Source organism: Marinomonas primoryensis (genome assembly GCF_013372285.1).
In the GTDB taxonomy this organism is placed as follows: Bacteria; Pseudomonadota; Gammaproteobacteria; order Pseudomonadales; family Marinomonadaceae; genus Marinomonas; species Marinomonas primoryensis.
The window spans coordinates 2726153-2748872 of record NZ_CP054301.1 but is presented as its reverse complement, the minus strand read 5'-3'; the positions used below and the strand labels follow the sequence as shown (position 1 = coordinate 2748872).

20 protein-coding genes are annotated in these 22720 nt (G+C 43.2%); 6 read left to right on the top strand and 14 right to left on the bottom strand.

The genetic code is table 11. The features are described from left to right. Positions 1-116: 116 nt before the first annotated feature. Positions 117-1733: a methyl-accepting chemotaxis protein gene (locus tag MP3633_RS12710; protein ID WP_176335827.1), complete on the bottom strand. Its 1617-nt coding sequence runs from the start codon at positions 1731-1733 to the stop codon at positions 117-119. Positions 1734-1992: 259 nt separating this feature from the next. On the opposite strand from MP3633_RS12710, the gene MP3633_RS12705 reads away from it, so the two are divergent. Further along, positions 1993-2427: a YqaA family protein gene (locus MP3633_RS12705; RefSeq protein WP_112137659.1), complete on the top strand. Its 435-nt coding sequence runs from the start codon at positions 1993-1995 to the stop codon at positions 2425-2427. A gap of 69 nt (positions 2428-2496) precedes the next feature. Beyond that, positions 2497-3180 (top strand): SPOR domain-containing protein, encoded by a 684-nt coding sequence (locus MP3633_RS12700; protein WP_176335826.1) that lies wholly within the window; start codon positions 2497-2499, stop codon positions 3178-3180. Between the two features lie 95 nt (positions 3181-3275). On the opposite strand, the gene MP3633_RS12695 is transcribed toward MP3633_RS12700, so the two are convergent. From MP3633_RS12695 to MP3633_RS12665, 7 genes are all read right to left on the bottom strand, one after another. Then, positions 3276-4628 (bottom strand): YdgA family protein, encoded by a 1353-nt coding sequence (locus MP3633_RS12695; protein WP_176335825.1) that lies wholly within the window; start codon positions 4626-4628, stop codon positions 3276-3278. Between the two features lie 125 nt (positions 4629-4753). Further along, on the bottom strand, positions 4754-6025 hold the full coding sequence (locus tag MP3633_RS12690) for a TRAP transporter large permease (protein ID WP_176335824.1): 1272 nt from the start codon (positions 6023-6025) through the stop codon (positions 4754-4756). Further along, the gene (locus tag MP3633_RS12685; protein WP_176335823.1) at positions 6025-6588 is read right to left on the bottom strand and encodes a TRAP transporter small permease; all 564 of its coding nucleotides are present in this window, start codon (positions 6586-6588) and stop codon (positions 6025-6027) included. The genes MP3633_RS12690 and MP3633_RS12685 overlap by 1 nt, the downstream gene beginning before the upstream one ends. A gap of 69 nt (positions 6589-6657) precedes the next feature. Further along, positions 6658-7647 carry a TRAP transporter substrate-binding protein gene (locus MP3633_RS12680; RefSeq protein WP_176335822.1) on the bottom strand — a complete coding sequence of 330 codons (990 nt, stop codon included), beginning with the start codon at positions 7645-7647 and terminating at the stop codon, positions 6658-6660. A 59-nt stretch (positions 7648-7706) separates the two neighbouring features. After that, on the bottom strand, positions 7707-8672 hold the full coding sequence (locus tag MP3633_RS12675) for a hydroxymethylglutaryl-CoA lyase (protein ID WP_176335821.1): 966 nt from the start codon (positions 8670-8672) through the stop codon (positions 7707-7709). A 9-nt stretch (positions 8673-8681) separates the two neighbouring features. After that, positions 8682-9917 carry a CaiB/BaiF CoA transferase family protein gene (locus MP3633_RS12670; protein ID WP_176335820.1) on the bottom strand — a complete coding sequence of 412 codons (1236 nt, stop codon included), beginning with the start codon at positions 9915-9917 and terminating at the stop codon, positions 8682-8684. A gap of 124 nt (positions 9918-10041) precedes the next feature. Beyond that, complete coding sequence (locus MP3633_RS12665; RefSeq protein ID WP_112137674.1) at positions 10042-10929, bottom strand: LysR family transcriptional regulator; 888 nt, start codon at positions 10927-10929, stop codon at positions 10042-10044. Positions 10930-11054: 125 nt separating this feature from the next. Between MP3633_RS12665 and MP3633_RS12660 the strand changes: the two genes are divergently transcribed. Both MP3633_RS12660 and MP3633_RS12655 read left to right on the top strand, forming a co-directional pair. Next, positions 11055-11507 carry a GNAT family N-acetyltransferase gene (locus tag MP3633_RS12660; protein ID WP_176335819.1) on the top strand — a complete coding sequence of 151 codons (453 nt, stop codon included), beginning with the start codon at positions 11055-11057 and terminating at the stop codon, positions 11505-11507. 123 nt (positions 11508-11630) lie between these two features. Continuing rightward, a complete protein-coding gene (locus MP3633_RS12655; protein WP_176335818.1) occupies positions 11631-13013 on the top strand; it encodes an MATE family efflux transporter in 1383 nt (460 codons plus the stop codon). Positions 13014-13128: 115 nt separating this feature from the next. On the opposite strand, the gene MP3633_RS12650 is transcribed toward MP3633_RS12655, so the two are convergent. Then, positions 13129-14742 carry an NAD(P)/FAD-dependent oxidoreductase gene (locus tag MP3633_RS12650; protein ID WP_176335817.1) on the bottom strand — a complete coding sequence of 538 codons (1614 nt, stop codon included), beginning with the start codon at positions 14740-14742 and terminating at the stop codon, positions 13129-13131. A gap of 222 nt (positions 14743-14964) precedes the next feature. Here MP3633_RS12650 and MP3633_RS12645 point away from each other — a divergent pair, with 222 nt between their 5' ends. After that, complete coding sequence (locus MP3633_RS12645; RefSeq protein ID WP_176335816.1) at positions 14965-15792, top strand: 5'-nucleotidase, lipoprotein e(P4) family; 828 nt, start codon at positions 14965-14967, stop codon at positions 15790-15792. A 96-nt stretch (positions 15793-15888) separates the two neighbouring features. Here MP3633_RS12645 and MP3633_RS12640 read toward each other — a convergent pair whose 3' ends face one another. Together MP3633_RS12640 and argC are read right to left on the bottom strand one after the other, a co-directional pair. Then, entirely contained in the window at positions 15889-17322 is a 1434-nt protein-coding gene (locus MP3633_RS12640) for an SLC13 family permease (protein WP_176335815.1), read from the bottom strand. 64 nt (positions 17323-17386) lie between these two features. Further along, positions 17387-18325, bottom strand: coding sequence for an N-acetyl-gamma-glutamyl-phosphate reductase (gene argC, locus MP3633_RS12635; RefSeq protein WP_176335814.1), 939 nt, complete (start codon positions 18323-18325; stop codon positions 17387-17389). Between the two features lie 269 nt (positions 18326-18594). On the opposite strand from argC, the gene MP3633_RS12630 reads away from it, so the two are divergent. After that, positions 18595-18951, top strand: coding sequence for a Fis family transcriptional regulator (locus MP3633_RS12630; protein WP_176335813.1), 357 nt, complete (start codon positions 18595-18597; stop codon positions 18949-18951). 16 nt (positions 18952-18967) lie between these two features. Here MP3633_RS12630 and MP3633_RS12625 read toward each other — a convergent pair whose 3' ends face one another. The 3 genes from MP3633_RS12625 to rsgA all read right to left on the bottom strand — a co-directional run bounded on the left by MP3633_RS12625 (position 18968) and on the right by rsgA (position 22604). Then, positions 18968-20842: a cation:proton antiporter domain-containing protein gene (locus MP3633_RS12625; protein WP_176335812.1), complete on the bottom strand. Its 1875-nt coding sequence runs from the start codon at positions 20840-20842 to the stop codon at positions 18968-18970. A gap of 70 nt (positions 20843-20912) precedes the next feature. Then, complete coding sequence (gene hemG / locus MP3633_RS12620) at positions 20913-21443, bottom strand: menaquinone-dependent protoporphyrinogen IX dehydrogenase (protein WP_176335811.1); 531 nt, start codon at positions 21441-21443, stop codon at positions 20913-20915. Between the two features lie 183 nt (positions 21444-21626). Further along, positions 21627-22604: a GTPase RsgA gene (gene rsgA, locus MP3633_RS12615; RefSeq protein WP_176335810.1), complete on the bottom strand. Its 978-nt coding sequence runs from the start codon at positions 22602-22604 to the stop codon at positions 21627-21629. Positions 22605-22720: the final 116 nt, after the last annotated feature.

Here is a 22720-nt window from a genome sequence, read left to right as displayed (position 1 = left end):
AGCATAAGTAGACGATTAAGGTGCACTTAACATGAATTTTGTAGATTAAATGAAAGTAGCATTAGTAGAAATACGGTAAGAGGTTGTGTTTTTTTGAGAGCGCTATCCCTTTTTGATTAGGTACTAAACTGATGCACCAATTGGCGTAATTGACTGGCGCATTCTTGTAAATTGTTCACGGACGTTTGAATATCAGTAGAATTATGGTTGGTATCTTCACAAACATTGGCGATGCTTTCCAATGTTTGGTGAACCGTTTTTGAAGACTCATATTGACGCTCAGCCGCTTGGCTAATATTACTGTTCAGTTTGGAAATGGACAGCACGCCATTGGCAATCTCAGTAAATGCCTGACCCGCTTGAGAAGTCTGCTCCGCACCTTGATTAGCCGTGTTTCGGGCTGTCTCCATGACGTCCACTGTGGTCAGTGTTTGTTGTGTCAATTGATCGATTAATCCGCCAATTTCAGTTGCCGCTAATTGCGAACGTTGGGCAAGATGACGAACTTCGTCCGCCACAACGGCAAATCCTCTGCCTTGTTCACCCGCTCGAGCGGCTTCAATGGCGGCATTGAGCGCGAGTAAGTTGGTCTGGTCTGCCACTTCTGCAATGATGCCTAATCGTTCGTTAATGTGTGTGACCGCTTCGCGTAATTTTTGAATCTGTATTGCCGCGTCTCCAACTTCAATAGACAGTTGTTGTATGTCTTGGTTGGCTTTGTTCATGACACCAAGACCCTGTTTGGAATGCTGGTCAAGTTCTTGTGTCGTATGGTTTGCTTGCTCGGCAATGGCGAGCGTGTCTTCAACGGAGGTCATCACACTTTGCATCAGATCAGTGGCTTTTTCCGTATTGGATAATTGTTTACTCACACCTTGCGCTGTTTTTTGGGTCGATCTATTGGTCTGACCGACGATATTATCTAGGGTCTCACTGGAGTGGCCGACATTGCGCACGATGGATTGAAAGTCGTTCATCATGCTATTAAAGGCGCGCGACATTTCGCCCATTTCATCTTGGCCAGTAAACTCGACACGTTGTGTTAGATCTCCGGAGTGTTGCACCGATGTCATGGTTTTGCACAGCGACGTCACGCGGCTGGTGACCAAATGAATAATATAGAGTGCCGTACCTCCGACTAAGACGGTTAATACGCTCACTAAAATGGCATAATCGACTAATGCGTTTAAGAAAAAGCTCATGACCGCATCCATGGATGCGGTGGCAATGATGGTGATATTCCATGGCGTAAAAGTATATGCGCTGGCGAGCATCCGGTGTGCTGTGCCATCGTTACCCTGATACTCAAATGTTATCGCCTGATAATTCTTTTCTACTGATGATGCTTGTGGATTTTTGAGTGCTTCAGTAAGAGAAGCAGGAGTGTGATTGTTTTTATAGGTTATTGGGGCATTGATTAAAGTAAGATTGTTTTTATTGATGATCCAAAGGCTTTGTTTATTGCCATACTTGAATGCAGATAAAAGCGTAATGGCCTGATTTTTTGCTTGATCGGCGGTCAGCTCACCTGATTGTTGTTTTTTATAAATGGGTGATAACGTCGAGTTTACGATGTCCAAAATATCTTGTGTTCGGTCATTTCGAGCATCAACATGGCTGTTAAACAAAGACGTAAGTGAGACTAAAATTAGAGCGGTTGTTCCCATGGACATAAGTCCAATTATGGCCCATAACTTGTAACGTATTTTAATATCATTAATGCGATCCAGCATGTCGTCTCCGTTTTTTAGATCTGTTTATTTTGGCACTAGTAAATAAAACTCGAGCTCAATATATTATTCAACTAAGCGTTTTAACAACTTACTGAATTGAAGGAAATATCATATTGACGACTTAATTATTTTTACACTTGGTCATTTTTCTAGGTTAAGTGTTTTTATACATATTGCCTAGTAGCGGGATATTGAGCTAGATCATTGTTTTCGCATTTAGGTGCTTTATTGTTTCCATAAAAGTAGATATAGAGACGTCGTGTTGGATTATTTATTCATTTTTTTTGTTTCATTTTTGTCGGCAACTATTTTGCCTTTTGGATCAGAGGCGGTATTACTTTATTATGCCAATGACGCGACACTGTCCGTGGTTTTTTTATGGTTTTGGGCCAGTGTAGGTAATACATTAGGTGGCTTAACCAACTGGTTGTTGGGGTTGTATTTGGTTCGATATGAACACAAAAAATGGTTCCCCATAAACGCTGAGACTCGACAAAAAGCCGAACGCTTGTTTAACCGTTACGGCATCTGGAGTTTATTATTTACTTGGCTTCCTGTTGTTGGTGATGGGATTGCTTTAGTATCGGGTGTGTTTCGTACGCCTATTTGGTATTTTTTACCGTTAGTTTTGATTGGCAAAGCGGCTCGTTATGCCTTAATTTTGTGGGGGCAACACTTACTATCGACTTCTTAAAGAGTACTTAGTAAAAAAGTATTAGATAGTAAGGTGACTGTCTTAATCATGTACATGGAGAATAGAGTAATGGGAATGTCCAAAAAACTGATTGTTGTTATAGCGGGATTATCATTAGGTGCTTGTTCCTCTACGGGCGATAAAAATACTTTTATGGCCTATGGTGATTTACAAGATAAAGTTCGTGCTCATGATGAGCAATGGCAGTCCATACAGCCGAAGCTGGATAGGATTGATGCTCTGGAAGCAGAACTTGCAGCGTTAAAGCAAGGCGATAATCCTGCAATGCCAGCGGATTCCATGTCCAGTAATGACAACATAATGGCAGACGAAAGTATGGCTGCGATGAACGTGGCGCCTGCGGTGACGGCTGCGCCGTTAGACGATCAAGGCAATACGATGCCAATGGCAGAAACGCCCAAAAAACAGGCTAAGATGGTCAATGCTGCCCCTGTTGTGGCCGCGCCATTGGTCAACCAAGAACAAGAGTATGGCGTTCAAGTTGCGTCCTATGGGAACCGTGATGAAGCCGTTCGTGGCTGGAAAGTATTATTAAAAGACTATCCGACGTCTTTTGATGGTCTAATTCCGTTGGTCAATGAAAAAGAAGTCAAAGGCCGTACTATGTATCAGTTAAAAGTCGGTCCATTTATGGAAAAATCGTTTAGTTCTAATTTTTGTAAAATGCTGAAAGAAAAGGGCAAGGATTGTCTAGTGACTCAATATAATGGTGAGACTTTCGCCGCTTACTAGATTGTTTTATTGATAATAAAAAGGCGTGCCCTGTATTTTGATTAGCAAATACAGGACGCGCCTTTTTTAGATCTAATACAAATTGTCGCGATGTTTTACATTAAAGGAAAGGCCATTTCGTAGATTTTCCCCTGACCTTTTTCGATGGTAATTTCACTCAGATACTTGTCGTTTTCTAACTTCATCAAACCTTGTTGTATTAAACCGTCGATGATTATTTGGGCTTGTTGTTTCACTTCTGGCGCGGTAACTGGCGCACGCATTTTATCAGCAATGAATCGCTCAGCCAGACTTCTCACTAAGGCTTCATCGGCTTCAATATTTGCTGCTACTATGGCGTTGTATAGCCAAAACTCTGGAATGGTTAACTCATCAATCGTCGGCGTACTTATGTCGGCAAGCTTGCTAGTGAGACTTGCACTGAAGCTGCCTTCAGAAAAGGTACCGCTAAAATCAGTAATGTTGAATTCTGGTTTTGCTGTCAGTAATTCATCAATGTTGTCTTGCATGAAGACAAATAAGGCACCGTAGATGGAATCCGGTGAGTTGGTCTCAGCTAACAAGCTATCAGAAAAGTTTTTGTAATCAAGAAAGAACTTATTGCTTAGATTATCGAGTTCCGTGACCAAAGCGAGGTCACTGACGGTGAACCCTTCATATGCAACTTCTTTAATAAAGTAACCAATTTCAAGGCTGCCAAGCTGAGTGTCACGGTCTAAAGCGGAACTCAACCCTATTGTGATACCAGACAGTTCTGTGCCCATTCCTAATGTAAGTTTATCTAAGCTAAGGTCCATCATGCTGTCGTAAAAACCACCTTTCATAATGGTTTCTAAATCTGCATTTAATTCAACGGATACGGTAAGTCCTTCTGCTTTAGTTGGGCTATAGACGTCATCTACATCGATTTGATTCAGTACCCCTTCGTAAATGAATTCTTTGTCATTCATCTCACCTTTGCCAGCATAACCGCTGAAAGTGAAGGTGTTTGTAGGATTGCTCAAAGCGGGAATGGTGTCTGCTAGTTTGAAGTTACCGGTGAAGCCGCCAAGTACCGAAAGCTGATATAAAGGTTGGCTCTCGTCCCAGATAAGTTCATTTCGTAGTGTCTCGCCGACAAAACGAATGTCGGTCTCATACAGACCAAATACGCCGTTGCGAGAAAATAACAGTGGACCATAATGCGTTTCAATAACCAACTCAGCTTCAAGCTTTTCACCTTGAAGTGCAGGGTCAATCTGAGCGGTATCAAAGCTCACTAAAACCTTATTTTCAGCGCCGAACCATGCCGCGTTTGTTGAGACTATTTTAGCGCTATAACCTGGAGCATTATTGATATTCGAGACAATATCAGCCATTTTTTCTTGGTAAGTCGGTGCAATGATTTTAGGCGTGACGATGCAAGCAGCGACAAGCGTGAAAACGAGCACAGCAAGTGTTTTTTTCACTGGAAGTTCCTTTTCATAGGTTAGGTTAAGGTGGGGGATAATACAGATTAATGGTGATGAAGATAAGAGGGTAATAACCACCCAGTCACACGATAGGAGCTAGGTGGTTATTAATCAGGGACAATTTAAAGATAGAAAGGGATGTAGAGAGCAATCGCGGGGAAAAAATACACCGCTAATAAGCAACCCAACATAATGAGAATGAAAGGCCAAACCCCTTTAATTATTTCCGAGGACTTTCCACCGGAAACAGATTGAATGACAAATAGATTTAGCCCGACCGGCGGTGTAATCAATGCACATTCGATCATGATGACAAATATGATGGCGAACCAAATAGGGTCAATTCCCATCATGCCAAGCGATGGGTACAGCACAGGCATCATAATCAATAGCATGGATATGGATTCAAGAAAGAACCCCATGATGAGCAAGACAAAACACACGGCAGCAATGAATAAACCCACTTCTGATATGTTCTCGCTGACTAACATCGAGATATCTTGAGGGATTTGGTAAAGCGTGATGGCTTTACCAAAGACTTTAGCGCCCGCAATGATAAGGAAGATGGTCACCGTATTTTTCATGGTGCTCATGGCCGCTGCTTTGAATTTCGCAACGCTAAAAGTCCTCATCAAAATAACAATGATGAGTGAAACAGCGACGCCGACACCAGCGGACTCAGTTGGTGTGAAGACACCCGTATAAATCCCACCAATAATGATAGCAGCAAGTGCAATAGTCGGTAATGCTCTCAAGCTTGCGCTTTTACGTTCAGCGTTAGACGATTTTTCACTTGGGGTATATTCTTTGCTAAAACGCGCGTAAAAAAAGCAGTAAACAATAAAGGCAGAAGCCATTAATAAGCCCGGCACAATGCCCGCTAAGAATAGATCGACAATAGACTCTTCCGTAATAACGCCATATACGATCATGGGAATTGACGGTGGGATCAAGATACCTAACGTACCGCCTGCGGCGATTAAGCCATAGACAAAAGGTTTGTTGTAACCTCGATCTGTCATTTCTTTAATGGCAACATTGCCTATGGTCGCAGCGGTTGCGACAGAGGAGCCAGAAATTGCCGAAAAGATAGTACAAGAAGCGATGGTCGCAATACCAAGACCACCAGGCCAATGTCCAACCCAAGATTGCACGGCTCTGAACAAGTCTCTGCCTATACCGCCTTGCAATAGAATGTTCGACATCAATAAAAAAAGTGGGACAGATAAAAGAATAAAACTGTCGAAAGAGGAATAAAGAGCCAGAGGCGCCATGATTGGCGAGAAGCCTCCTATTAACAGCATGCCTAAGCCTAATCCACCAAGCGCAAAAGCGACAGGTACACCGATTAGCAGCGCAAGAAGCATAATAACCAGCAACAGAATAATCGTCATTAGAGCGAAACCTCTTCGTGTTCTTGGTAGTCACTGGCGAACATCAGAAACATTTCCATGATGGCTTGTAGTGTGAGTAAACCAAAGCCAATGGGAATGGCGGATTTTGTTGCCCAAAGTGGAAGTCCTAGCATACTGGCAGACGCGGCGCCCATTTCTATCGACTCCTTTAATAACCCAAATCCATAGAAGGTGATAAAACCAGAGAAGAACACAATGCATAATAATGCGACAAAATCAGACATTTTTTTCGCCTTCTCACCTAACATATTGGTTAGAAAGTCTATTCGAATTAGTGCTTTATGTTGCAATACCCAACTTGCCCCTAAGCAAGTCGCCCAAATTTGGCAAAGTAATGAAATGTCTTCTGACCAAATAGTTGGGGCAGTAAAGACATAACGAGCAACTACCTCATAAGTGATAATCGCGGCAACGATAACAAACAGAGCCGCCGATAATTGGCCGCATAGTTTGATTAGTAGGTAGTTAATGCGAACCCAAAGAGCAGGATGTTCTGCTCGCCAAGTTGACAAGTCCTTTTCTTTTTCTGCATGGTTGGACATAGCCAATACTCCAAAAAACAACGAAATACCGCGAGAGTGAAAAAGGCTCTCGCGGTATGTTTTTAACGCTTAAAGATTCTCTGCAGCTTGGATAACTTTCAAACCTAAAGGGCCTGAGTTTTCTAAGAAAGACTCTTTTACAGACGTTGTGGCTTGACGCCAAGCGGCAATATCGTTGTTATCAAGATGGATAACGGTCATGTTCTTTTCAGCGTCTGCAATAGCGTCGCTTTCAATTTCTTTGATTTTATTTCGTAGCTGTAATTCTACTTTACGAGCTGCATCAGAAAGTACTTTCTGATTGGCTGGCGTTAAAGATTTCCAGACCTTTTCATTGATAACCGTTAGGAATTCGATATCAGCATGATTGGTCAGCGTTAGGTAATCCATCACTTGGTAAAGCTTACGTGGGCCAACCGCAGAAACGCCAGTCATACCTGCATCCACAGTACCACGCTGATACGCTAAGAATTGCTCAGAACCTGCCATTGAAGTGGGCGCTCCGCCTACGGCTTTAACAAATTCTCCGAGCGTTTTACCAAAAACACGGACCTTCATTCCTTCCATGTCTTCAGGTTGTTTGATGGGTTTTTTTTTGGACAGTAATGCTACGCCACCATACGCTTGCCACCAAAGTGGACGGGTGCCGGTTTTTTGAATAGCTTCATCCAGTAACATACGTACTGGGCTATCTGGGCGAGTCGCCGCTTCTACTTTGTCTTGTGACGGGAACATGAAGGGTACATAAAAAACATCGACAGCAGGAATGGTGCCGGCAAGTTGAGAAAGACTCATTACACCCATTTCAATTGCGCCGGAGCTTACGGCTTGATGAACTTCGCTGTCTTTAAATAGTTGTGCAGAGGGGTAGATCTTGATTTTAATATCGCCATTACTTTTTTCTTCCACTTCTTGTTTGAAGTCGACTAAGTTTTGACCAAGATGGTGTTTGAGTGGTAATTGTAGTGAAATGCCTAAGGTTGTCTCTGCAAATGAAGGCAAAGATGCCATCAAAGTGGAGGCCAATAAACCCGTTTTTAGAAGCGTTTTATAATCCATGATAGTGTCCTATTTTTATTATAAGTTTTTGTTTTTTTATACAACAGCTAGTTCTTTATTTAGTGCTTTTCATTACGTGCTTTAAGGTCAATAACACTTTGTGATAATGGCCTTGTTTCAGTGCGCAATCCTGCTTTGGCAACTTGTCCTGATATGTCGTGCATTAACAACTCAGGTAATTCACGTGCCATGTCTAATAATGTAGGTAAGTCCACACCCGTATCTAAATCAATGGACTCTAGCATGTGAACAAGATCTTCCGTGCAGATGTTACCAGTGGCCCCTGGAGCAAATGGACAGCCACCAATTCCACCTAAAGAAGCATCTAGTTGAGTAATACCCGCAGACAACCCAGTAAGTGCATTGGTAAGGCCCATTCCACGTGTGTTGTGCAAATGCAGGGTGACATCCAGTGTAGGAAAAACATTCCGAACTTGATCGCACAATTCATACACTTGGCGCGGCGATGCCATGCCTGTCGTATCGGCAATTGAAATACTCTGAATACCAATATCAAGGTATTGTTTGATAACATTGATCACACGCTCAGGTGCAATTAGACCTTCAAAAGGACAACCAAAAGACGTTGCCAGCGAGGCATTGATACGCGTGTTGCTGCCTTCCATTAGCGTGCAAATACGCTTAAATTGGGCCAATGATTGATCGCAAGTCATACGAATATTTGACAAATTGTGCGATTCGCTGACGGACATGACGAGGTTTATTTCATCTGCGTTCGTCGCCAACGCGCGTTCCGCGCCTTTTTCATTTGGCACCAAGGTGACATAAGTGACGTTAGGGTTGCGAGTAATGCTGCTCATCACTTCTTCTGCGTCTCGCAAATTTGGAATGGCTTTGGGCGACACAAAAGAGGTTACTTCTATTTTATTCAGGCCAAGCAAGGATAAGCGATTGATGATTTCGATCTTTTTATCGGTTGGGATAAAGATTGCTTCGCTTTGAAAGCCGTCACGAGTAGCGACTTCGTTAATTCGCACCTTAGTCGGTAGGTTTTGCATAAACATAATGACCTCCTAAATCACACCATTTGCACGAAGCGTTGAGAGCTTTTCGGCATCTATACCAAGCGAACTTAATACTTCTTCTGTGTGCTCGCCAAGCTTTGGCCCTAACCATTGTGTTTTACCAGGAGTAAGGCTGAGTTTAGGTACTATCCCTGGCAGGGATATTTTATCGTCACCAGAAAGAGGGTGTTCTACAATCATGTCACGAGCACGAAAGTGGGGATCATTAAAGATGTCTTCAGCATTGTTTATGCCACTAGAAGGAACCGCGGCTTCTTCAAGAATGGCGAGCGCGTCTTTGAGAGAATAGGTTGATGTCCAAGCTTGAATAGCATCATCCAATTCCCCTGAGCGTTTAGCTCGACCATCGTTTTGGGCCAGTTCTGGATCGTTTGCTAAATCAGGTCGATTCATGGCATTCATAAAACGCTTGAAGATGCTGTCGCTGTTAGCAGCAATAACAATATAGCGCTCGTCTTTGCTCATGTAAGAACCAGAGGGCGCAATCCCCGGCATGCTAGCGCCGGTACGTTCACGGATAAAACCGAACATGCCGTATTCTGGAATCAAACTTTCCATTACGCCGAATACAGATTCATACAAAGCCACATCAATAAATTGCCCTGTACCTTTGTTTACTTTGAGATGGTGCATGGCCATCATGGCACCGATGACGCCATATAGTGATGCGAGCGTGTCGCCAATGCTGACACCTACTCGAACCGGTGGTCTATCTTCGTAACCAACAAGGTGACGTAAGCCACCAATGGACTCTGCAATGGCAGCAAAACCAGGGCGAGAGGAATAAGGGCCGTCCTGACCATAGCCAGAAACGCGTAACATGATGAGTTCAGGTTTGATTGCTGATAACTGTTCCCAGCCTAGGTTCCATTTTTCTAATGTTCCTGGGCGGAAGTTCTCTATGACGATATCTACGTCTTTGACTAGATCATGAATGATGGCTTGGGCATCAGGAGATTTAAGATCAAGGGTGATGGATTTTTTATTACGGCTTTGCGTATACCACCAAAGAGAGGTGTCTTTGTACATTTTTCGCCATTTGCGCAATGGGTCGCCACTTCCAGGTGGTTCAACTTTAACCACTTCCGCACCGAATTGAGCGAAAATACTGCCTGCGTAAGGGCCTGCAATGAGAGACCCTAGTTCTAAAACACGTACTCCTTTTAAAGGCAGCTCGGTTTCATGTTCAGTATTTTTGTTAGATGACGAGTCGCGTTGGCTCATTCTCGTGTCCCTTTATCTGTTTTTTTTTGTAATTGTTGGGACAATCATCTTTTAAACGAGGGTAAGTGCAAAGCGCCCATATGTTAGGCTGCCATCTCTTTAGGATATGGCTGAATGGCGGGTATCACGTGGTACGTAAATGGGTCAATAAGTGATGAGCTGCGTCTAGTAGTTGATCAGAGCGTCTTACGCAAATTTTCAGCTCCCTATGTGCCCAGCCATCTAATAATGGCAAGGCTTCGATTCGAGCGGCTTTTATATAGGGTCGAGCAATATCAATAGGCATTAAACCGATACCAAGGCCAGATTCCACCATACTGGAAAGTGCTTCATAACTGGTGACTTGGATGCGCATATTAAGAGGTAAGTTGGCGTTTGTAGCGGCATTGATCATCTGATTGTTGATGGCGCTACCAGTGTGCAAACCGACATAATCATACTCTAATGTGTCTACAAAGCTTATTTCTTTATTTTTTCCGAGAGGATGGCCGACAGGTGTGATAACCACCAACCGATCCGTTTTATAAGGATAGATAGAGAGGTCTGGATACTCTCTAGAAGCGATGGTGACAATGCCAATATCGGCTGAATTTTCAGCGACGGCACGAACGATTTCACTGCTGATCTTTTCTTCCAAATGAATTTGTACCAAAGGGTTTTGATTCAAAAAAGAGCGCAATTGTTTGGGAAGAAATTGGCTGATGGCGGAGATATTTGCCACCATGCGAACTTGCCCACGCACACCGTGGGAAAATTCATTCATCTGATTATAAATATCGTCCAACTGATGTAATACACCCCGAGACATTTGCAATAAAGCTTGCCCTGCCGGTGTCGCCACCACACCACGATTTGTACGCATCATTAATGGCGTATGCAGTAACTGTTCTAATTCCTTAATACGTTTTGAAACGGCGGAGGCGGCAATGAAATTTAGCTCCGCCGCCCGCGCAATGGAGCCTTGCTCTATGACACAGACAAACAAACGCAGAGATGTCGGGTCAATTCGCATTTATAATCTCACTTGGTTTTTATGATGGCTGGTGATCACTATGGTAAAGTGGATTTTCATGAAATCCTACTTTATTCTATTTGTTAACTTTGAATCGAAGCGAGTGACCACACAAGGAAGCCTTAATGTTGAACTTTAGAGACGCCAATTTCAATGATAAGCCCAAATTACTTGCGCTTGAACAGGCGTTGATTGAAGCTGAGCGACCCTTTAATAAATTGACTAAAGTGGATGCCACGTATCATGATCTCGATGCGCTAATATCTGTCGCGGACACTTTGTTTCTAGTGGTTGAGATAGACGGGCAAATTGTGGCAACTGGATATGTTCAAATTCGCGCCTCAAAGACTTACCTGCAACACAGTCATCATGGCTATCTTGGTTTTATGTATGTCGTTCCCCAATGTCGAGGACAGGGCCTTAATAAAAAACTGCTAGAAAAGCTTATTGTTTGGGGTCAAGAAAGGGGCATAAGGGATTTCTATCTTGAGGTGTATACGCAAAATAACGTGGCGATTAAGGCCTATGAAAAAGTGGGTTTTACGTCCAGTGTGGTAGAGATGAAGTTGACCCTTTGACTTGCTTCTTGCCAGGTGTTTTTTTGGCTAGCTTTTAACTTTATGTGGGTATCGCGTATTTTGTTTCTATCCAAGAGACAAGGACGTACTTACCTCCGATTTCTATAACAGGGCTTCTTTACCATGACAGGTACAGATCAAAAGAATCATTTTCTTGATTTACCTTTACCCCATGTTTTTCTAAAAACGGCCGCGCCCATTATTTTGATCATGTTGGTCAATGGCTCATTTTCACTAGTGGATGCTTATTTTCTTGGGGTTTTTGTAGGAGCTGATGCTTTAACGGCTGTTACGTCGATGTTTCCAGCTTTTATCCTCATCATTGCTTTGTCTACTTTAGTATCGAACGGTTTTGCCAGTTTGATGGCGCGACAGTTAGGAGCCGGAAATGGGTCCAGTGCGGTTGACGTGTTTTCCCAAGCCATTAGTTTGTCCTTAGTAGTGTGTGCTGTTTTGGTGGGGCTTTTTTTAATCGGTGGGCACGCTCTAACAAGTTCGGTTAGTAATGGCTCAAGTCTTATTGGAGATATGAGTTATCGCTATATTTCTATTTTGGTTTTCTTTTCCCCTTTGGTGTTTATTTTAACCATTAATGGCGATAGTTTGCGTTGTGAGGGCCAAGTTTCGTTTATGGCGTTTGTCTCACTGTTTTCTGTACTACTCAATGGGATGTTTAATTATCTGCTCATTGTTGGCATGAATTGGGGTGTGGAAGGCTCGGCTTATGGCACGGTACTGGCTCAGGCTATCTCGTTAGTCATTATTTTTTTATATCGAAAGTATAAAAAGAACCCCCTCAATCTTCAGGTTGTGTTGTTTTCTACGTCGCGACAGCATTGGCTAACATTTTTGTCTCTCGGTGCGCCGTCAAGTTTAAATTATATTGGTTTAGCGTTAGCGTCTGGTGCCATTTTATATAATTTGCAAATTTGGGATGCTGGAAATTATGCAACGACAGTAGGCGCTTATGGCATTATCACACGCTTAATGACCTTCATCTTTTTGCCCTTACTTGGTTTGAGCATGGCATTTCAAGCGATTGTTGGTAACAATTTTGGGGCAAATGAGCTGAGTAGAGTGAATAGCAGTATTAAAATTGTTTTGTCTGTTGCCTTTATTTACTGCGTTTTTTTACAGCTTATCGCTTTTGTTTTTAGAAGTGATTTAGGCGCATTATTTGTCAATGATCAGGCCGTTATTAATGAAGTAATGCGAATTTTACCTTTTTCTACCTTGGCGCTTTTTCTGGTGGGCCCACAGATGATGATCAGTATGTTCTTCCAAGCCATTGGAGACGCAAAAAGAGCGGGTATTTTAGGCATTCTAAAAACCTACGCATTTTCTTTGCCGTTGATTTTTATCCTTCCTTTTTTCTTTGCTGAATGGGGAATTTGGTATGCAGCGGCGAGTACTGAGTTTTTTGCGTTGTTGCTGACTATCCTAGTGCTGAGTCTACGTAGTAGAAGTCAAAATATTTCTTTCGGATTATTTTTTAAAGAAAACTAAACAAAACAGGCTGCTTAAGATTGAGCAGCTTGTGAATGGTTCTTTCAGTGGTTCTTTCAGTGGTTCTTTCAGTGGTTCTTTCAGTGGTTCTTTCAGTGGTTCTTAACGGCTGAGTTTAAACCTTCATTGTATTGTTAATACTCAATGCCATGGCTTCGGCGATTTTGATGCCGTCTATTGCTGCAGACATAATACCGCCGGCATAACCTGCACCTTCACCTGCCGGGTATAAACCTTTGGTGTTGATGCTTTCTAAGCTGTGTTTATCACGTGTGATGTTGATAGGCGCAGACGTTCGAGTTTCCACACCGGTCAGCAGGGCATCTTCAAAAGCAAAGCCTCTGACCTTTTTGTTAAACGCAGGAATTGCTTCGCGAAGCGCTTCTATACAGAAGTCTGGCAAGGCGTCGGCTAGGTTGGTTAGTTTTATTCCCGGTTTGAAGGAGGGTTCAATTGTGCCGATGTGCTCTTGCGTTTCTCCTCTCAAAAATGCCCCAACGGTTTGTGCTGGCGCATCATAATTACTGCCACCCATGACAAACGCATGGCTTTCTAGCTTGCGCTGAAATTCGATACCCGCCAGTGGACCACCTGGATAATCAGAAGGGTCAATTCCGACAACAACGGCACTGTTGGCGTTGCGTTCGTTACGCGAATATTGACTCATGCCGTTCGTCACAACACGGTTCTCTTCCGACGTTGCCGCGACAACGGTTCCACCAGGGCACATGCAGAAGCTATAAACGGAACGGCCATTTTTGCAATGATGAACCAGTTTATAATCCGCTGCGCCTAAAATTTCGTTGCCAGCGTTCGGACCAAAACGTGCTTTGTCGATAGCGGATTGTTCATGCTCGATACGAAAGCCCACCGAGAAAGGCTTGGCTTCGATGTAAACACCTTTGTTATGAATCATTTCGAACGTATCACGGGCGCTGTGACCAATGGCGATGGCGATGTGTTTTGAATATAGTTGTTCGCCGTTAGCCAATGTGACGCCAGTAATTTGTCCATCTTCAATGTGCATGTCGTCTACGCGAGCGCTAAAGCGTATCTCGCCACCCAGCTCAACAATTTGGGCGCGCATTTTTTCGACCATGGCAACCAGCTTGAAAGTACCGATGTGAGGCTTACTGACGTAGAGAATCTCATCTGGTGCGCCAGCGGCTACAAATTCGTTAAGCACTTTACGGCTGTATTGTTTCGGATCTTTTACTTGGCTGTAGAGCTTGCCGTCAGAAAAAGTGCCTGCGCCGCCTTCGCCAAACTGTACATTAGACTCGGTATTCAGAATTTTCTTACGCCAAAAACCAAAGGTGTCCTTGGTGCGCTCGCGTACTTCTTTTCCGCGTTCTAAAACAATGGGCTTATAGCCCATTTGTGCCAATACCAACGCAGCTAGTAATCCACAAGGCCCGAAACCAATAACAATAGGGCGTTCGGTTAATGTAGCGGGTGCTTGAGCGACAGGGTGATAATCAAGATCAGGTGTAGCTTTGACTTGTTGATGATCAGCAAATCGACTGAGTAAGGCGTCGTCGCATGTGGTTTCAATATCCAAGGTGTAGATCAGCATGATGTGTGTTTTTTTACGTGCATCATAACCGCGACGAAATACGTTAAAACGAACGAGTTGTTCGGCTGAAATTTCAAGCATGGATAAAATGGTATTTTCCAGTGCTGTGGCGTCGTGATCAAGGGGGAGTTGGATATTGGAAAGTCGTATCATAGGAATCAATAGTTAGAATGCGAGTTAATGGTTAATAGCCGTCAATAATACGATATTTTCGTTGAAAAAGCTGTTGCGAAATAGCGGCTTTGACTTTTTATCTCAAGATGGCGTAATGGATATTGTTATTGTAAAGGTGAAGACGAACTGCTTCAGAAAGTGTATTTTTTGCTAAGTTCATTACTCGAATGAAAATGTGTCTCTATAACCAAGGAGTGTTTCATGTCTTCTACTGTTTTTCGAACGCTGGTGTTTTCAGCTGCGCTTTTTACGGGTAGCTTCTCTTTGCCTACTCTTGCTCACGATGCGGATTTCTCTGCTAAAGATTTAAACGAACAATTGGTCATGTCGACGTTATGGATGCAAGCGTCCGCTGAATATAAAGCCATGTCATATCAAGCGTTTAATCTGGCAAAAATGCAATTTGATCATTACGTTAGCCAGCATACAGGCGGTAAAAAAATTGCGGTCGTGGTAGATGCCGATGAAACGATTATCGACAACAGTGGTTATCAAGCTTGGTTGATTGGTAAAGATTTTGGTTACTCTAGCAAAACATGGGGAGAGTGGATGGACGCCGCAGAAGCGAGAGCCATGCCGGGCGCGCTGGCATTTTTGACCTATGTGGCGAATAACGGCGGGGAAGTGTTTTATATCACCAATCGTAAAGTTTCGGGACTAGAAGGCACACGTGAAAATTTGCAAGACTTGGGTTTTCCTAACGTGGATGATGCGCATCTGATGTTGCGTGACAGTACCAGTGATAAACAACCTCGTCGTGAAGCGATTGCGAAAGATTATGATATTGCGTTGTTGATGGGCGATAACCTGAACGATTTCTCTAATGACTTTAGAACAAAAAGCTTAGCCGCTAGTGATGCCGCCGTTGAGAAAAATAAAGCGTTGTTTGGCACTCAATTTATCATGTTGCCAAATCCTGCTTATGGTGACTGGGAAGGCAAAGTTTACGATGGGAATTGGGGTGCATCGGCCGCTGAAAAAGACCAAATGCGTAAATCTAAGTTCCATGTTTGGCAGCCAGAGAAGTAGTTTTTTGACTTAACAAGATTGTCATAAAAAAGCGGCTTATCTGAATGGATAAGCCGCTTTCGTCTATCTTAGTGAAGCGCTTTGCTAAGAACTTGTCTAAAACATACCTAGAATATGCCACCAAAGGAAATTTAGTGGCAGCAGTATCACACTCGTTAGCACAAAGGTTGCCAAACAAACCTTGGTGACCGCGCTAATGGATAAGTTACCAAGCGCAATCGCGGTGATCAATGGCGGAGCCTGATAAGGTAACAATACGTTGGAGAAAGCCAAGACTTGGGTCATCAGCACGGCATGGCTAGACAGGCCAGTTATGTTAGCAAGATGCTCAGCCATTGGTGTCATGATGGCAGGAACGCCTGCCAAATTGGTTACCACGGCCACGCAGGTGGAAATAAACGTCAGCAAACTCAAGTTAAGTAAAGGTGAGTTGGGAGAAAAAGGAATCACCTCGGTTAAATAATTAACCAATATGTTCCCCAGTCCAGAGTAAGCAATGATTGCGCTTAATCCAATAATACCCGCCGCGAATAACAATGTGCCGTACTGAATATCTTTGTCTATGCTATTTTTTGCCATTAATCCAAGGCTTGGCCATAGGCAAATTAGAGCGGCAATCAGGCCAATCCAACCGGCAGAAATATGATGCAGCGAGTCAGTAAACCAAAAAGCAAAACAAGTACACAGCACAATTAATAGGCGTATTTCTATTTTCGTCATGGCTGATTTTTCGATCGTCGCTTCTATCGCTTGATTCGGCGCTTTATCTGGAAAAAGCCACAGAATAACGCCAATGGTCATGACTAATTTTCCAAAACCCAAGACAGGGAAGTGTAAAAGCAAATATTCACCATAAGAAAAGGGTGCGTTATACAAGGCTTCGGCCATGCCAGAAAGCAACATGTTGGGAGCGTTTGCAGGCAGGATAGAAAAGGCGGGTAAAAACGTACCAAATGCCGCCGCCAGTAACATGCCTTTCCGGCCATTAGAGTTTTGATCGTAGCCAAAGTGATCGGCAAGGGAGGCAATAATTGGGATGATGAGTACGATACGACTCACGCCAGATGGAATTAAAAAAGCCAAGCCCATCGCAAACAAAGCAATTTTGATAATCGTGCCCTGGTAACTGTTGCCGAGAATCAGCATCAGCAAGCGTGTAGCGCGTGAATTTATCCCCGTGTGATTAATCGCCGCACCAAATACCATACCACTGAACAGTAACCAAAATGTCGACGACTGGAATCCCGCAAATATTACTTGTGTTGGAGCGAGCTGCGTTGCCGTCGCAAAAGCAAATAATCCCAAAGCAGGCCAATAAGCAGGCACCAGAGAGGTTGCCCAGAACGCGATACAAATGAACAGCAGTCCGGCAGAAAGAGCTTGGACTGACGTTAGAAATTGATAAGAAACTGCGCCAATGACAAACGTCATTATTAGGATTAGATACAGTGGCCAGTTGGGTTTTATTAGGGATTGGGTAGCGTTTTTAGCGGTTATCGATGTTTGTGGGGAATTACTTTTATTACTCATTAGAAAGCCCTAATGGATATAGATTGGCCTTCTTTGAAAACGTCAAAGAAGGCCCATGTTTTTATTAACGAAGGCTAACTGCAATGCCTTCATCAAAGCCCAACATGATATTTAAGTTTTGAACGGCCGCGCCAGACGCGCCTTTGCCTAAGTTATCCAGTTTGGCAACCAGCACACCGGATTGATTGTCAGGTGCACTCAGTACAGACAATTCAACTTGGTTGCTATTATCAAGATCATGGGGTGTTAAGAAAGGTGCTGCGTCATCCGCAATGTCATTAAAGTCATTCACAGTGACGAATGTATCGTTTGCATAAACGTCAGCCAGTTTAGCTTGAAGCTGTTCCATGGTGACGCCATTTTTCAAATGAATGGGTAAGAAGGTCAACATACCTTGGCGGAAATTACCCACGCTTGGTACGAAAATAGGGGCTTTGTCTAAGCCTGACCAGATTTTCATTTCAGGTAAGTGTTTGTGATTAAAAGTTAAACCATAAGCGCCAAAAATAGGTGCCTTGTCTGTGCTTTCATAACGTTCAATTAAGGCATTACCGCCACCGCTGAAACCCGAAATAGCATTGATTGAGTAATCCCCATCCGCCGGCAATAAGCCTGCTTCAATTAAGGGTTTTAGCAATAGGATCGCACCAGTTGGGTAACAACCAGGATTAGACACAAACTGAGCGTCTTTGATTTTTGCGCGTTGAGTCGTATCTAACTCAGGTAAACCATAAACCCAGCCTTCAGCAACTCTGTGTACTGAACTGGCGTCTAGAATACGGCAACCTTCTTCTTTTGCTAAGATTACGCTGTCTATGGCGGCGTCGTCTGGCAGGCAAAGTACCGTCACATCGGCTTCTTTCATTAGGCGGCGTTTTTCTTCAATATCGCGCTTTTTAGACGGATCAATACTGATGACTTCAATGTTGGGATGGTTAATCAGACGCTCTCTTACTTGAAGGCCTGTTGTGCCAGTTTCGCCATCAATAAATACTTTTTTCACAGCGGGGAGTCCTTAATGGATGTCTTAAATCAAAGTAAAAGCAGGCTAAAGGTGTCGATTGTCTGCTTTCTATCGAGTTCTTTAGAGAAGCTAAGAGTGTAATGCATATCAGTGGAACTGAATAGTTGAGCGCATTGCTTAATATTGAAAAAAGCGTGTTTCACCTTAGCTCTTGATCTCGTGGCGGTGTGAATCGCTTTACTCATTGTGAGAATCTGATGTAATTTAATGGTCCAATGTTTTCACCCTATTATATGTGTTAAATTTTTATGAAGAAGTCCGATAAAAAAATCGACAACGCGCTTCGCGAAGCTCTAACTCACGTGTGTGAAACAGCATTAGAGTCTGTAGACGGATTTGTTTGGCTGACTCACTTAGTGAATTACAACGCCTTTCCAAATTCATTGAAAATTATTTGTGTGTTCGAAACCGATCTGGCACTTGTTAGTGCCTATGATGCAAAACAAGACGACTACCTATGCTCACTGATTAACAATGAGCTAAGTGACGTTAATATAAAGCTCAACAAACTTCGTCAGCAGGTGAGCTTTGATACCGAAGAAGCATGCGAAAGATCTCACGCGGGGAAGTGGAGTGAACGACTAAAAAAATTCACGTTGCATTAAAGTAAAGCGTGTCTATTTAGTCTTTTGCTTTACCTTGTATGCGTTTCATTTCAGCTTGCAGTTGAGGGTTCTTTTCTTCGAGGTATTTACGCAAACGCGCAATAAAGGTTTTATTTTCATGGAATGGGACGCCTATTTGATGGGCGTCGGCAACTTCTACCATAGAGACCTTATCATGTTGGTTGAATACTTCGATCATTTCAACGGCTTTTTCCGGTGGAATTCCTAGTGCTTCAAACGCAGACTTTCCCATGCGTAAGCTACTGTCGAAGTTTTCTCGAATAATATCTCGACATCCGTAAGCCCATAAATCGTAAACATGATTGTTGTCAAAAGCTCGAGCAATGACATGTAAATCTGGATATTTTTCTTTTACGTATTTGACGAGTTTGGTGATTTGTTCAGGGTCGTCAATGGCAATAATCAACAGTGAGGCTTCATCGATACCGGCTGCTTGCAGTAAATCGGGTCTCGTGGCGTCGCCAAAGTAGTTTTTTACGCCGAAACGCTCTAATGCCTCCAGTCGTTTTACACTGAAATCAATCACGGTCGAATGGTAGTTTGCTAGCCGTAAAATACTGTCTATCGTGCTGCCAACTCTGCCGGAGCCTGCAATAATGATTTTATTCTCATCGGGGAATTCTTCATGATGGCCAGCGGTTTGGTCAGACGCATAGCGAGGCGCGATAATGCGATCGTAGACAATGAATAATATGGGTGTCAACAACATCGACAAGGCAACGACGAGAAGTAAGGTATCTGCTATTTCTTGTGATATGACGGCGTTGCTGACGGTAAAAGACAATAAAACAAACCCAAACTCGCCTGCTTGGGCAAGACCTAGAGCAAGCAGCCATTTGTTTGAACCGCGAATGTTAAAAATCCATCCCAACAGTAATAAAGTAGTGGCTTTCACCATGATTAAACCGATGGTTAATCCGAGAATAGTAGGGAAGTGGCTAAACAATAAAGCGAAGTTAATGCCGGCACCGACTGTCATAAAGAACAAGCCAAGTAACAAGCCTTTAAAAGGCGCTATGTCGCTCTCTAATTCATGGCGATAAGGCGAGTTAGCTAAAACGACGCCGGCTAAGAAGGTTCCCAAGGCCGGTGAGAGTCCAACCAAAGACATAAGCAATGTGGTGCCGATAACAAACATCAGCGCAGTGGCGGTAAAAAGTTCTCGTAATCGCGCGACGGCAATATAACGAAAAATAGGCGTTACCAAAAAGCTGCCGCTTAAGATAACGGTGGCGATGGCGCCAATAGTCACTAGCATTTTTTGCCACGACGCTAAGCCCGCCACTAAAGATACGGTCTCAGAATGATTTCCGGCTTGAGCCACATTAGTGGTGTGGCTTAATGACTCGATTAGCTCTGGTGCCGCCAGCAGAGGAATAAAAGCCAGCATGGGAATGACGACAATGTCTTGAGTGAGTAAAACGGCGAAGGACGATTGGCCTCCATCCGATTTCATCAAGCCTTTTTCGGTGAGCGTTTGAATGACGATGGCGGTAGAAGAAAGGGCAAGGACTAAACCAATGGCTAAACTGGTTCGCCAATCTTGGTTAAGTAGCATACCCAAGCCCATAATAAAAACGGCCGTTAAGGCAACTTGTCCACCACCTAATCCGAGTAATTTGGACTTCAAAGCCCATAGTTTTTTGGGTTTTAACTCTAGTCCAACAAGAAAAAGCATCAAAACAACGCCCAATTCAGCAAAGTGTTGGAGGGAGCTGATATCTACATTCAGCAATGCCAGTAATGGGCTAATGATAATGCCCGCTAGTAGATACCCTAAAACGGAGCCTAAGCCGAGGCGGGAAGCGATAGGAACAGAAATGACCCCAGCCACTAGAAAAACAAATGTTAATAAGAGTGCGTCGGTCATTGCATTGCTTCCTTAGGAATCGGCTTTACATTGTTGGTCTTTAAATCAATAAACCGCTTAACCAAATGCGTTATTTCATGTCGCAGACAGCCAGTGCGAACTGGTCGACACTGGCCCAATCGGTAAATTCCATATTGGTTTTTGGGTCTGTGGGCCCTTTGGTCATCCACATAATAAAGCGAATCATATTACGGTCGATTGGACCATATTGTTGGTAATTTAATTTCCCCGCAAAAACACCTTGTAAACTTGGTTTCCACTCTAGTTGAGTCAAAAATTTAATGATGTATGGGTTGGTGTCTGGCTGACATTTTTCAGGCTTTCGAGCGACTAAATTGACAGTGTAAAAAGCACTTGGTTTGCTTTCAAGTTGAGCTTTATGTTGTTCGATGAAGTGCGAAACGACTTTTTGATGTTTGCCATAACGAATACTGGCACCAATAACGATGGCGTCGTGGCTAGCTAATGTGTCGGTCGTGACTTCTTCTACGGGCAATAAGGTGACCGCATGGCCTTGCTGTTCGATGACAGCTTGTATTTTAAGGCTAATCTTTTTTGTGTGACCGTCTGTCGTGGAGTAAATGAGCAAAGTATTAGACATGATGATTCAGAAAAGCTGCCTCTGGTTGTTTGACGAGTGAAAACGAATTGAGAGGGGTTGTTATAAACACTCAAGGGCTTGCTGTAAAGGAGACCTGCTTTAGTTGTTGACCTTATACAGAATCAAATAAAAAACGACCTAGGTAAATAGGTCGTTTTTTTATTCTTTAAAAGGTGTGAATTGTTATTCTGCCGCGCTGTGTTTTCTCGCTCGAACATCGGATTGTGCGCTGCGATAGAATTTTTCTTGAGGTTTAGATTTGGTCACTTGGTCGTCATTGCTGTTTTCACTATGAAGTAATAAAAAGTTCGCTGCGCGTTGTTCGTCCAAACGTTTGTTTAAAACGGCGGCTTTGATAGCACAACCGGGTTCGCCTTGATGATGGCAGTCACTGAATTTGCACTGTTTTTCCAAAGCAATAATGTCAGCAAAGTTGGCAATGGCACTACCATCAAATTCAGCAAGTTGTAACTCGCGCATGTCTTCTGTATCGAGCAAGATTGCTCCAGATGGCATGATTTTTAATGTGCCAGAGCCGCCAATATTTTTCTGCGCTTTACCGTCTTCTGTGGTCTGCATTAAGGTGTTTATTAACGCCGATTTACCAGAACCTACGGCACCAAGCAAAGCGATGGTTTTGCCTTTTTTAAGAAAAGGCGACAAACAGCGTAAACTGTCAGCATCCAGCGCGTTCACGGTTTCGACGATAAGTAACGGATCTAGCTTTTCTACTTGAGCTCGTTTCTCAGTCGCGTCTTCACAGGTGTCTGCTTTTGTCAGGATGACAACCGCATCGGCTTGGGCATCATGGGTGAGTTCTAGATAGCGTTTGATCAGCGTTAGATTGAAATCTTGATTCAATGCACACATTAAAAACACCGTATCGATATTCGAGGCAATGTCTTCAAATGAAGAACTGGACTCTAACAAGCGCAAAAAATTGTGATCAGTGTCGGTAATAACCCAGTCACCCACGACCATACTTGGTATGTCTGAATCACTTTCTAAAACAAATAAACCGAATTCACTAACAAGCTCGTAGTGACTGCCTTTTTGAGCGCAGATACGTGCAATACGATTAGATTCTAAATCATCCAATGATAACTGTTGTTGGAAGTAAGCTTGCCAGCCTAAATCCAATAAAGTAAACGTGGAATCCATTACTATTACCCCAAGCGAAATACGCCATCGTAAATAAGAAGCAATGTGCTTCAATTAGTACAGCCGAATAAATTTTTTATTCTAGCCAGAAAAATACGTAAACACCGATAGGTTAT